This window comes from Nocardiopsis sp. CA-288880, from assembly GCF_050955985.1.
Classification (GTDB): Bacteria; Actinomycetota; Actinomycetes; order Streptosporangiales; family Streptosporangiaceae; genus Nocardiopsis; species Nocardiopsis tropica.
On sequence record NZ_CP192105.1, the window covers coordinates 3942565 to 3954350 of the forward strand.

Annotated in this window: 10 protein-coding genes; 8 read left to right on the forward strand and 2 right to left on the reverse strand. The window is 75.0% G+C overall.

Annotation, left to right across the window (positions count from 1 at the left end; all coding sequences use genetic code 11):
• The first annotated feature begins 118 nt into the window (after nt 1-118).
• Together ACQPYD_RS17295 and ACQPYD_RS17300 are read left to right on the forward strand one after the other, a co-directional pair.
• Entirely contained in the window at nt 119-2728 is a 2610-nt protein-coding gene (locus ACQPYD_RS17295) for a family 78 glycoside hydrolase catalytic domain (RefSeq protein ID WP_433696626.1), read from the forward strand.
• Between the two features lie 144 nt (nt 2729-2872).
• Nucleotides 2873-3847 (forward strand): LacI family DNA-binding transcriptional regulator, encoded by a 975-nt coding sequence (locus tag ACQPYD_RS17300; RefSeq protein WP_433696627.1) that lies wholly within the window; start codon nt 2873-2875, stop codon nt 3845-3847.
• Here the strand turns inward: ACQPYD_RS17300 and ACQPYD_RS17305 are convergent.
• Entirely contained in the window at nt 3844-4824 is a 981-nt protein-coding gene (locus ACQPYD_RS17305) for a LysR family transcriptional regulator (RefSeq protein WP_433696628.1), read from the reverse strand. The two genes, ACQPYD_RS17300 and ACQPYD_RS17305, sit on opposite strands and share 4 nt — an antisense overlap.
• 113 nt (nt 4825-4937) lie before the next feature.
• On the opposite strand from ACQPYD_RS17305, the gene ACQPYD_RS17310 reads away from it, so the two are divergent.
• From ACQPYD_RS17310 to ACQPYD_RS17335, 6 genes are read left to right on the forward strand one after another with little or no spacing between them, the layout of a single operon-like run.
• Nucleotides 4938-5933 carry a fumarylacetoacetate hydrolase family protein gene (locus tag ACQPYD_RS17310; RefSeq protein ID WP_433696629.1) on the forward strand — a complete coding sequence of 332 codons (996 nt, stop codon included), beginning with the start codon at nt 4938-4940 and terminating at the stop codon, nt 5931-5933.
• Nucleotides 5933-6892: a cyclase family protein gene (locus ACQPYD_RS17315; RefSeq protein ID WP_433696630.1), complete on the forward strand. Its 960-nt coding sequence runs from the start codon at nt 5933-5935 to the stop codon at nt 6890-6892. The genes ACQPYD_RS17310 and ACQPYD_RS17315 overlap by 1 nt, the downstream gene beginning before the upstream one ends.
• Nucleotides 6893-6905: 13 nt before the next feature.
• A complete protein-coding gene (locus ACQPYD_RS17320; protein ID WP_433696631.1) occupies nt 6906-8033 on the forward strand; it encodes an FAD-dependent monooxygenase in 1128 nt (375 codons plus the stop codon).
• Nucleotides 8030-9043 carry an amidohydrolase family protein gene (locus tag ACQPYD_RS17325; protein ID WP_433696632.1) on the forward strand — a complete coding sequence of 338 codons (1014 nt, stop codon included), beginning with the start codon at nt 8030-8032 and terminating at the stop codon, nt 9041-9043. The genes ACQPYD_RS17320 and ACQPYD_RS17325 overlap by 4 nt, the downstream gene beginning before the upstream one ends.
• Nucleotides 9040-9978: a VOC family protein gene (locus ACQPYD_RS17330; protein WP_433696633.1), complete on the forward strand. Its 939-nt coding sequence runs from the start codon at nt 9040-9042 to the stop codon at nt 9976-9978. Before ACQPYD_RS17325 ends, ACQPYD_RS17330 begins: the two co-directional genes overlap by 4 nt.
• A gap of 18 nt (nt 9979-9996) precedes the next feature.
• Nucleotides 9997-10932, forward strand: a complete 936-nt coding sequence (locus tag ACQPYD_RS17335) for a fumarylacetoacetate hydrolase family protein (protein ID WP_433696634.1) — start codon at nt 9997-9999, stop codon at nt 10930-10932.
• A 63-nt stretch (nt 10933-10995) separates the two neighbouring features.
• Here ACQPYD_RS17335 and ACQPYD_RS17340 read toward each other — a convergent pair whose 3' ends face one another.
• Nucleotides 10996-11418 (reverse strand): VOC family protein, encoded by a 423-nt coding sequence (locus tag ACQPYD_RS17340; protein ID WP_433696635.1) that lies wholly within the window; start codon nt 11416-11418, stop codon nt 10996-10998.
• Nucleotides 11419-11786 lie beyond the last annotated feature (368 nt).

An 11786-nucleotide genomic window follows, 5' to 3' on the forward strand; every position in this document is an offset into this window, starting at 1 on the left:
GGTTCCTACGGTTGCGCTTGCCCTCACGCTTTGAACCGTTTCAACCAGAGCGTTCGGACGCGCGTTCAGGTCCGCGTCCGGGGCCGTCACTTCCCTCACTCCCGTACAGGAGTCCCCTGTGTCCCACCCCCGCAAGACCCCCGTCGGCCCCGTGCCCGAGGCGCCCACGGCAGAGCACCACCGCACGGCGCTGGGCATCGGCGAGCCGCGCCCCCGCCTCTCGTGGACGGTGCGCCGGGCCGCGCCCGGCTGGCGGCAGGAGGCCTACGAGATCGAGGTCCGCGGGAACGGCGGCCGGACCCGCAGGAGCGGACGCCTGGCCGGCGCCGAGTCCGTCCTCGTCCCCTGGCCGGACGCCCCCCTGGCCTCGCGCGAGCGCCGGTCGGTGCGGGTGCGCGTGTGGGGAGGCGGCCTGGAGGCGCCCTCGCCCTGGAGCGCGCCCCTGGAGGTGGAGGCCGGCCTGCTCCAGGCGGGCGACTGGCGGGCGGGCATGGTCGGCCCCGGCGACGGCCTGGGCGGGGACGAGCGGCCCGTCCTGCTGCGGAGCGGCTTCACCCTGCCCGCGCCCCCCAGGTCGGCGCGCCTGTACGTGACCGCGCACGGGGCCTTCGAGGCCGAGGTCAACGGCGTGCGCGTGGGCGACGAGGTGCTCGCGCCCGGCTGGACCTCCTACCGGTCGCGGCTGCGCTACCGCACCCACGACGTGACGGAGCTGCTGCGCGAGGGCGAGAACGTGCTCGGGGCGCACCTGGCGGACGGCTGGTACCGCGGCCGGCTCGGCTTCCACGGGGGCCGCCGCGACATCTACGGCGACCGCACAGGCCTGCTCGCGCAGCTGGAGGTGGAGTGCGAGGACGGGTCGCGCGTGCGCTCGGGCACCGGCCCCGGGTGGCGGTGCGCGCCCTCCCCGATCCTGTCCGCGAGCCTCTACGACGGCGAGCGCCACGACGCGCGCCTGGAGCAGGCGGGCTGGTCGGAGCCGGGCTTCGACGACTCCGGGTGGTCCCCCGCCGTGCCCGTCGAGCGCGACCCCGCCACGCTGGTGGCGCCGCTGTCGCCGCCGGTGCGCCGCACCGCCGAGCTCGCGCCGGTGTCGCTCGCCCCGACCGCGTCGGGCGGTCTGCTGGTGGACTTCGGCCAGAACCTCGTGGGGCGCGTGCGCCTGCGCGTGGCGGGGCCGGCCGGGACCGAGGTGACCGTGCGCCACGCCGAGGTGCTGGAGGACGGGGAGCTGTGCACCCGCCCGCTGCGCTTCGCCGAGGCCACCGACACCTACGTCCTGGCGGGGACCGGTGCGGCAGAGGTGTGGGAGCCCCGCTTCACCTACCACGGCTTCCGCTACGCGGAGGTCACCGGCTGGCCCGGGGAGCCGGGACCGGACGCGGTGACGGCGGTCGTGCTGCACACCGACATGCGCCCCACGGGTGAGTTCACCTGCTCGGACCCCCTGGTGGAACGGCTGCACGAGAACGTGCGGTGGAGCATGCGCGGCAACTTCGTCGACGTGCCCACCGACTGCCCCCAGCGCGACGAGCGGCTCGGCTGGACCGGCGACATCCAGGTGTTCGCCCCCACCGCGGCCTTCCTCTACGACTGCGCGGGGATGCTGCGCTCGTGGCTGGCGGACCTGGCGGCCGAGCAGTACCCCGACGGCACGGTGCCGTTCATCGTGCCCACCGTCCACGCCCCGACCTGGACCCCCGCCTGGCCCGCGGCGGTGTGGGGCGACGCCGCCGTGCTCACTCCCTGGCGCCTCTACGAGCGCTTCGGCGACGCGGGGGTCCTCAGGGACCAGTACGCCAGCGCCCGGGCGTGGGCGGACCTGGTGGCGCAGCGGCTGGAGGCCGACGGCACGTGGCGGCGCGACCGTCAGCTCGGCGACTGGCTCGACCCGGCGGCCCCGCCCGAGGACCCGTTCCGCTCCCTCACCGACCCCTCGCTCGTGGCGACGGCCTACGCCGCGCACACGCTGCGCACGATGGCCGGGACCGCGGGCGTGCTGGGCGAGGACGCCGACCGGGAGCGCTACGAGCGCCTGGCCGCACGCGCGCGCGAGGGCTTCGGCGCGGCGTACTCCCCAGGCGGCGGGCGCCTGACGAGCGACACGCAGACGGCGTACGCGCTGGCCCTGTGCTTCGACCTGCTGCCGGAGGGCCCGGCCCGCGCGGCGGCGGCCGACCGGCTCGCCGAACTGGTGGCCGCGGGCGGGTACCGCATCGCGACGGGCTTCGCGGGCACGCCCCTGGTGTGCGACGCCCTGTCCCGCCACGGCCACACCGCCACGGCCTACCGGCTGCTGCTCCAGCGCGAGTCGCCGTCGTGGCTGTACCCGGTGCTGATGGGGGCGACCACCGTGTGGGAGCGCTGGGACAGCATGCTCCCCGACGGGAGCGTCAACCCGGGCGAGATGACCTCCTTCAACCACTACGCCCTCGGCGCGGTGGCCGACTGGCTGCACCGTACGGTGGCGGGCCTGGCGCCCGGCGCCCCGGGCTACCGGAGGATCCGCGTCGCGCCCCGTCCCGGCGGGGGGCTGGAGCGGGCGGGCGCCTCGCACGAGACCCCCTACGGGACGGCGAGCGTGCACTGGCGCCGGGACGGGGACCGGCTGCGCGTGGCCGCCGTGGTGCCCCCGGGCGCGACGGCCGTGGTGGACCTGCCCGGGCTGGAGCCCTTCGAGGTGGGCAGCGGCGCCCACGAGGTGGAGGCGCCCTGGCTTCCCGCGTGAGCGGGCGCCGCGACCGGCGCGGGGCGCCCGGGGCGCTCCGCGCCGCCACTACCATCAGGGACCGGGATTGAAGCGTTACAACTCGACCCCTCCATCGAGGACGCGGGGAGCACACACGCCGTGAAGGCCGTCAGCATAAGGCAAGTGGCGCAGGAGGCCGGGGTCTCCGTGGCCACGGTGTCCAACGTCCTGAACAGGCCGGAGATCGTCGCGCCGACCACGCGCGACCGCGTGCGCGGGGCCATCGACGCGCTGGGCTACCGGCCCAACCACGCGGCGCGCCAGCTCAGCAGCGGCCACGGCACCGGGGTCGGCCTGGTCCTGTTCGACGTGCGCAACCCCTTCCTCACCGGTGTGGCGCGCGGGGCCGAGGACCGCCTGCACGCGGTGGACCGGACCGTGGTGCTGTGCAACACCGACGTGGACCCGGGCAAGGAGGAGCGCTATCTGGAGATGCTCCTCCAGCAGCAGGCCCAGGGGGTGCTCATCACCCCGGCGGAGCTCTCCCGGGAGTGGGTGGACCGGGTGCGCTCGCGCGGGCTGCGCACGGTGCTGTTCCACAACTCGACCGACTTCCCGGACGTGTGCTCGGTGGCCGTGGACGACGAGGCGGGCGGCGAGCTGGCGGCCACGCACCTGCTGGCGCGGGGGCACGAGCGGATCACCTGCGTGACGGGGCCCGTGCACATGCGCCAGTCCGTGGACCGCCTGGCGGGGTGCCGCCGGGCGGCGGCGATGGCCGGGCGCCCGGAGGAGGCCGTGGAGGTGGTGGAGACGGGGGCGTTCACCCTGGACCAGGGGCGGCGCGCGGGAGAGAGGATCCTGGCCTCGTCCCGCCCGACCACCGCGGTGTTCTGCGCGAACGACCTGCTGGCCCTGGGGGTGATGCAGGCGGTCACGCGCGCGGGCAGGCGCATCCCCGACGACCTCGCCGTGGTGGGGTTCGACGACATCGCCTCGGCGGCCACGGCCGGGGTGCCGCTGACGTCGGTGCACGTCGACAGCCACGCGCTGGGCAGTGCGGCGGCCGGCCTGCTGGTGGAGGAGGTCGAGGACCCGGGGCACCGGCACCGCCGCCTGCTGTTCGCCCCGCACCTGGTCGAGCGCGCCTCCAGCTAGGGCGCCGCGCCGGCCGGGGCGCCCGGGTCCGCGCCGCGGGTCGGGGGCCGGCGCGGGCCGGCCCCGGCGCCGTCGCGGTCCAGGTCCGCCGCCACCCGGGCCGCGGTCTCGCGCAGCCACACGTGGGCCGCGTCGTGCCGGTGCACCGGGTGCCACCACAGGGCCTCCTGGATCGGGGCGGCGGGGAACGGGCAGGGCAGCGCGCGCAGCCCGGCGTGCCCGCCCTCGTGCTCCACCAGGCGCCGCTGCGCCAGTGCCACCCTGCGCGTTCCGCGCACCAGGTCGGGGAGCAGGCGGAAGCTGTGCGCGGAGGCCTCCACGCGCGGGTCCAGGCCCAGCATGCCCAGCTGGTGGGTGACGGGGGCGTCGTAGGGGCGCTGGTAGACGGCCCAGGGCAGCCGCGCCAGGTCGTCCATGGTGACCGTCTCGCCGACGGTGTCGTTGGCGGCGTCGACCAGGCAGACCCACTCGTCCCGGTAGAGCTCCACGGTGGGGTAGCCGCTGATCACCCCGTGCAGCATCAGGACGCCGTCCACTCCCCCGAGCACGCCCTCGGTGGCCTCCACGATCGTGTCGGGCATCTGCCGGAAGTGCAGCCGCACGCCCGGCGCCTCGGTGTGGAGCGCGCGCGAGAGCCGGGACCCGAAGACCGCGACGGCGTAGTCCGAGGCGAGCAGGGTGAAGTCGCGCCGATCGGTGTCCGGGTGGAAGCGGGCACGGCTGCTGAAGAGCCGCTCCATGACCGAGCAGGCGTTGGCGGCGGGCACCCGCAGGGCGTGGCCCAGGGGCGTCAGCTCGTAGCGGTTGCCCCTGCGCACCAGGAGTTCGTCGGAGAAGTGGCGGCGCAACCGGGCCAGGGCCGCGCTGGTCGCCGGCTGGCTCAGACCGATGCGCTCCCCCGCCCTGGTGACGTTGCGCTCCTCCAGCAGTGAGCGCAGGGCGACGAGCAGGTTGAGGTCCAGATTCGCGATGTTCACGCCCACGCCCTCCTGCGGATATCCACTGGGTGGATGTCCTCCATATGGGAGATCTATTTCACAAATCCCTCCGGGGGATCGATGTTAGTGGCATCACACCGGAAGGAAACACCGTGGCAACAGACCCGTCAGCCGTCCGACCCTTCTCCCTCGGGACCTTCTCGCTCGCCGGCGGGGCGCCCTTCCCGGGCCTGGTCACGGGGGAGGAGGTGCTCGACCTGCGGACCGTGCCCGTCCTGCGGGGCGCCCCGGGCGCGAACCCGGGCACGCGGGAGCTGCTGGAGCGCTGGTCCGAGGTGCTGCCCGTGCTGCGCGGCCTGTCCTCCTCCACCGGGGGGTCCGGCCGCCACCGGCTGGCCGACCTGCGGGTCCACGCCCCCGTGCGACCGCGCCAGATCCTCCAGTCCGGGGCCAACTACCGCACCCACGTCATCGACCTGGCCGTCGCCCACGAACCCGAGGGCGGGCGTCCGGCGGAGCAGGTGCGGGCGGAGGCCGCGGCCATGATGGACCGCCGGGCCGCCGAGGACCAGCCGTACGTGTTCGTCGGCCTCCCCTCCTCGGTGACCGGCCCCTACGACGACGTGGTCGTCCCGAGCTGGTGCACCCGCCCCGACTGGGAGCTGGAGCTGGCCGCGGTGATCGGCGAGCCCGCCTTCCGGGTCTCCCCCGAGCGGGCGCCGCAGCACGTGGCCGCCTACACCATCGCCAACGACATCACCGCCCGCGAACTGGTCTTCCGCCGGGACATGCCCGAGATCGGCACCGACTGGCTCCGCGCCAAGAACGCCCCGACCTTCACCCCCCTGGGCCCGTACCTGGTCCCCGCCGAGTTCGTCGCCGACCCGGGCGACCTGCGGGTGACCCTCAAGCTCAACGGGCGCACGATGCAGGACGAGTCGACCAAGGACATGATCTTCGACGTCGCCCGCCTGGTCTCCTACGTCTCCCGGACCGTCGAACTGCTCCCCGGGGACGTGGTCCTGACCGGCAGCCCGGCGGGCAACGGCATGCACTGGGGGCGGTTCCTGCGCGACGGCGACGTCATGGAGGGCTCGGTCACCGGGCTAGGCGCCCAGCGCAACACCTGCGTGGCGGAGGAGGCGTGATGCCCGACAGGACCGATCCCGAGGGCGCCGTCGCCGAGGCCGCGCGCAAGTACTCCAACTGGGGCCGCTGGGGCCCGGACGACGTCCTGGGCACCGTCAACTTCCTCGACGCGGCCAAGCGGCGCGCGGCCGCCGGGCTGGTCCGCCTCGGCGTCAGCTTCTCCCTGGCGCAGCGCTTCGACATGGACGGGCCCCAGCGCGGCTGGCGGCGCCGGACCAACCCCGTGCACACGATGCTCGACACCGGTGTGGAGGCGGCCCGGGGCGACCAGGGGTTCCCGCACGGCCTCGGCGGCGCCGACGACGTGGTGTCCATGCCCTTGCAGTGCTCCACGCAGTGGGACGGCCTCGGCCACATCTTCGACCACGGCCGCGCCTGGAACGGCCGGGACGCCGCCGAGGTCGTCACCTCGGCGGGCGACCTGGTGACCGGCATCGAGCACATGGCCGCCCCCGTGGCCGGCCGGGGCGTGCTGCTGGACGTGGGCCGCGTCCTCGGGGAGGAGGGCGAGCTCCCGGACGGTTTCGCGGTCACCGCCGCCCACCTGGAGGCCACGGCCTCCGCGCACGGCGTCGCGGTCGGCCGGGGCGACATCGTGTGCGTGCGCACCGGCCAGCTCACCCGCGCCCGCAGGGAGGGCTGGGGCGACTACGCGGGCGGTCCCGCCCCCGGCCTGTCGTTCACGACCGCCGGGTGGCTGCACTCCTCCGAGATCGCGGCGGTCGCCACCGACACGTGGGGCTTCGAGGTGCGCCCCAACGAGTTCGACCACGCCTTCCAGCCCCTGCACCAGGTCGCCATCCCCCACATCGGGCTGCTCATCGGCGAGATGTGGGACCTGGACGCGCTCGCGGCGCACTGCGCGGCCGACGGCGTCCACGAGTTCTTCCTGACAGCCGCACCGATCCCGTTCACCGGAGCGGTCGGCTCCCCCGTCAACCCCGTCGCCGTCAAGTGAAGGTGCGTCCCCCATGAAAGCTGTCACCAGTGTCCTGGTCGTCGGAGCCGGGACCTCGGGCCTGGCCCTGGCGGTCCTGCTCGCCCGCGAGGGCGTGCACGTGGACGTCGCGGAGATCCGGTCCGACGCCGACACCCTCGGCTCGGGCATCACCGTCCAGGGCAACGCGCTGCGGGTGCTGCGCGAGCTCGGCGTGTGGGAGGAGGTGGCCGCGGCGGGCTTCGCCTTCGACAGCCTGGGCATGCGCGCCCCCGACGGCACCCTGCTGGCGGAGATCCCCGACGTGCGGACCGGGGGTCCGGACCTGCCCGCGACCGTGGGCATGAACCGGCCCGACCTGACCGCCCTCCTCGGCGCCGCGGCCCGCGCCGCGGGGGCCCGGCTGCGCCTCGGCCTGACCGTGAACGGCCTGGCCGAGGACCCCGGCGGGGTGGGGGTCCGGCTCTCCGACGGCACCTCGCGGCGCTACGACGTGGTGGTGGGCGCGGACGGGATCCGCTCCACCGTGCGGCGCATGATCGGGATCGACACGCGGCCCGAGCCCAACGGCATGGGCATCTGGCGCATCCACACCCGCCGTCCGGCCGGGGTGGAGCGCACCGACCTCGTCTACGGGGGCCCGTGCTTCATCGCGGGCCACTGCCCCACGGGGCCGGACACCATGTACGCCTACCTGGTGGAGCGGGCCGGGGCCTACGCCGACCTCACCGGACGCGAACGCGCCGGGCGCATGGCCGCGCTGTCGGAGGGCTACGGCGGTGTGTGGGACGGGATCCGCGCCGACATCGCCGCCTCCGACCGGGTCAACTACACGTGGTTCGAGTCCCTCCTGGTGGAGGCGCCGTGGAACCGGGGCCGGGTGGTGCTCATCGGCGACGCCGCGCACGCCTGCCCGCCCACCCTCGCCCAGGGCGCCGCCCAGGGTCTGGAGGACGCCCTGGTGCTGGCCGAGCTGCTGCTGTCCGCGGAGGCCGTCGACCAGCGGCTGTTCGACGCGTTCGCGGCCAGGCGCTTCGAGCGCGTGCGCACCGTCGTGGAGGCGTCGGTCACCCTGGCCCGCTGGCAGCTGGAGGGCGCGCGCGACGCCGACGTGCCCGGCATGATGCGCAAGGTCTCCGCGCTGGTCTCGGAGCTGCCGTGATCGTCGACGTGCACGCCCACCTCCTGCTCCCCGGGGTGGAGGAACTGGTCGCCGGGCAGCCGGGGCACGACGCGCACCGGGCTCTGGACGCGCGGCGCAACGGGGCGGAGTCCCTGCGGGTCAGCGGGCGCATGGTCGCCGAACGGGTGGGGCGCCTGACCGACGTGGGCGCCCGGCTCGCGGACATGGACCGCGCGGGCGTGGACGTGCAGCTCGTCAGCCCCTCCCCGTCCCACTACCACTACTGGGCCGCTCCCGGACTGGCCGAACGCGCGCACAGGCTGGCCAACGAGGGTGTGGCCGAGCACTGCTCCCGCGCCCCCGGCCGGCTCCTGGGCCTGGGCCTGGTCCCGCTCCAGCACCCGGAGCGGGCCGTGGGCCTGCTCGACCACGCCCTCTCCCTCGGGCTCAGGGGCGTGGAGGTCTCCTCGCACGCGCCCGGCCGGGAGCTGTCGGACCCGGCCTACGAGCCGCTGTGGGAGAGGGCGGCGGACGCCGGGGCGGTGCTGTTCGTCCACCCCTTCGGGTGCACGCTCGACGCCCGCCTGGACCGCTGGTACCTGTCCAACATCGTCGGGCAGCCCGCCGAGAACGCCGTCGCCCTGTCCCACCTGGTGTTCTCCGGCGTCCTGGACCGGCACCCGGGGCTGCGGGTCCTCGCCGCGCACGGCGGCGGCTACCTGCCCACCCACATCGGCCGCGCCGACCACGGCTGGCGCGTGCGCCCCGAGGCCCGGGGCTGCGCGGACCCGCCCAGCTCCTACCTGCGGCGCATGTGGTTCGACTCCCTCGTCCACGACCCCGCCGTCCTGCGCCACCTGGTGGAGGCGGTGGGCGCCGACCGCGTCCTGCTGGGTTCGGACCACCCGTTCGACATGGGCACGGAGACGCCCGTGGCGGCGCTGCGGGCGGCCGGGCTGGACGCGGCCTCCCTCGCCCGGATCGGCGGCGGCAACGCCGCGGAGCTCCTGGGCCTGACCACCGACCCTTCCACGGAGGAAGCACCATGACCGAACGCCTCATCACCCACGTCCGCCACGTCGCGCTGGCCGTGCCCGACTTCGAGAAGCAGCGGACGTTCTTCACCGACATGTGGAAGCTGACCGAGGCCGAGACCGACTCGGGCGTGTCCTTCCTCGCCGCGGAGGGCTCACCGGAGAACTACGTGGTCCGGCTGCGCCGGGCCGAGGAGAAGCGGATCGACCTGGTGTCCTTCGGCGCGGCCTCGCCCGCGGACGTGGACGCCCTCGCCGACCGCCTCATCCGGTCGGGGGTCGTGATGATCAGCGAACCGGGCGCCGTGGACACCCCGGGCGGCGGCTACGGGACGCGCTTCTTCGACGTGGACGGGCGCACCATCGAGGTCTCCGCCGACGTGGCCGTGCGCGCGCACCGCAAGGTGGAGGAGAAGGAGTCCGTGCCGGTCCGGCTCTCCCACGTGGTGCTCAACACCCCGGACCTGGAGCGCACCCGCGCCTGGTACGAGCGGCACCTGTCCTTCGCGCTCTCCGACACCCTCATGCACCCCAGGATGGGCGAGGTCATGCACTTCATGCGGTGCAACCCGGCCCACCACAGCATCGCGCTGGCCAAGGGGCCGCACACGTCGCTCCACCACGTCTCGTTCGAGATGCGCGGGATCGACGAGTACATGCGCGGCACCGGGCGCCTGCTGCGGGCGGGCGTGCGCAAGATCTGGGGGCCGGGGCGCCACCTGGCGGGCAACAACACCTTCTCCTACTTCATGGATCCGCACGGGAACACCCTGGAGTACACGACGGAGTTGGAGATGCTGGACGAGGACGCCTGGCACCCCCACATGTACGACTTCTCCGACCCCGGGGTCACCGACCAGTGGGGGACGGCCAACCCGATGGACGAGTTCGTCGCCAAGGAGTCGTTCAACGACCCCGACCGCGGCTGCTTCGTCGCCCCTCCGCTGTAGAGACCGACAGGAGAACCGATGCGACTGGCCGCCTATGAGCACGAGGGCCTGCGCCGCTGCGGCGTGGTGGAGGACGGGCGGGTCCGCCCGTTCCCCGTGGGGACCGCCGTGCTCGACCTGGTGGGCGGCGCCCCCGTGCCGGGGACGGGGGCGCCCGTGCCCCTGTCCTCGGTGCGGCTGCTGCCGCCCCTGGAACCGCCCTCGGTGCGCGACTTCGTGACCTTCGAGGAGCACGTCGAGGGCGTGCGCCGCAGCGTGGGCGGCGGGGAGGGGGTTCCGGACGCCTGGTACGACGCGCCCACCTTCTACTTCTCCAACCCGGCCTCGCTGGTGGGGGCGCACGACGACGTCCCCGTCCCCCCGGGCAGCGCGGTGCTGGACTTCGAGCTGGAGGTCGCGGCGGTCGTCGGCCGCGGGGGGTCGGACCTCACGCCGGAGCGGGCCCGCGACCACGTCTTCGGCTACACCGTGTTCAACGACTGGTCGGCGCGCGATCTCCAGTCCCGCGAGATGCAGGTGGGCCTGGGGCCCTGCAAGGGCAAGGACACCGCCTCGACGCTGGGCCCCTGGCTGGTCACCGCCGACGAGCTGGAGCCGTACCGCGACGGGGAGGGGTACCTGCGCCTGGCCCTGACGGCGGAGGTCAACGGCGAGGTGGTCGGCAGCGACCTGCTGTCCAACATGGGCTGGACCTTCGAGGAGATGCTCGCCTACGCCTCGCGGGGCGCGCGGGTGCGCCCGGGCGACGTCCTCGGGTCGGGCACCTGCGGCAACGGCGGCTGCCTGGCCGAGCTGTGGGGGCGCGGCGGCCGTCAGGACCCGCCCCCGCTGGCGCCGGGCGACACGGTCACCCTGACCGTCGAGGGCATCGGCTCCGTGTCCAACACCGTGGTCGCCGGGAAGGCCCCGGAACCCGTGCGCGGGGCGCGCAGGCGCCCCCGCGACCGGCCCTGAGCCGGGTCCGGGGCCCGTCCTCCGGGACGGACGCCCCGGGCCGGCGTCAGGCTCCGAAGGAGGTCAGCGCCCCCGGTCGTCGAACCCCGCGCCCGGCGCCCAGGCGATCTCCCAGCGGTTGCCCTCGGGGTCCGCGACGTAGGCGGACCGTCCTCCCCAGGGGCGCTCCACCGGCTCGGCCACGACCGCGGCGCCTGCCCGGACCGCGGCGGCGAACGACTCGTCCACCTGCTCGGGGCCGTCCACGTTGCAGGCGAGGGTGAACCCGGACCACCCGGCCGGGGCCGGGGCCCCGCCCGCGGCCTCGGCTGCCAGCTCCTCCAGGGGGTACAGGGACAGCAGCACCCCGCCCAGGAGGAAGCCCGACCAGCCGTCGCCGCTGGACTCCACCTCCTCCCACCCCAAGGCCCGGTAGAACCGTCGGAGCCCGGGCATGTCGCGGGCGCCGAGTGTCACCACGGTCAGACGCGCAGGAATGTCGGTCATGCCCGGAGACTAACGCGGCGGGGCGGTGCGCGTCCTCCACGGCGGGCCGCCCTCCCCCGGGCGGTCCGTGCCTGAGGGTGCCCGCGTGCAGACGGGGCAAGGGCCGGACCCGTCGGCCGCGGCCGGTGTCGATGACGCGGAAGCGGTCGCCCCCGGAGGGGCGGTGAGCACGACGAGGTCCGGGGCGTCCGGGCAGAGGGCCCGGTCGACGCGTTCGGCGCCCCGGCCCGGGGCCGCCGGACCGACCTCCCCATATTGAGATGTTCTCAGCATCCAGATTATGTGAGTATCCTGATGGCGTTGGCACGGAGAAAGAGGTGGTGATGGTCCGACAGGATCGGGCACGGCGCCGGGGGCCCGCCCGCACG

Coding starts and splice junctions, on each gene's coding strand:
- ACQPYD_RS17320 (WP_433696631.1), top strand. CDS start 6,906: ATGAAAGCTGTCACCAGTGTCCTGGTCGTCGGAGCCGGGACCTCGGGC.
- ACQPYD_RS17315 (WP_433696630.1), top strand. CDS start 5,933: ATGCCCGACAGGACCGATCCCGAGGGCGCCGTCGCCGAGGCCGCGCGC.
- ACQPYD_RS17335 (WP_433696634.1), top strand. CDS start 9,997: ATGCGACTGGCCGCCTATGAGCACGAGGGCCTGCGCCGCTGCGGCGTG.
- ACQPYD_RS17330 (WP_433696633.1), top strand. CDS start 9,040: ATGACCGAACGCCTCATCACCCACGTCCGCCACGTCGCGCTGGCCGTG.
- ACQPYD_RS17340 (WP_433696635.1), bottom strand. CDS start 11,418: ATGACCGACATTCCTGCGCGTCTGACCGTGGTGACACTCGGCGCCCGC.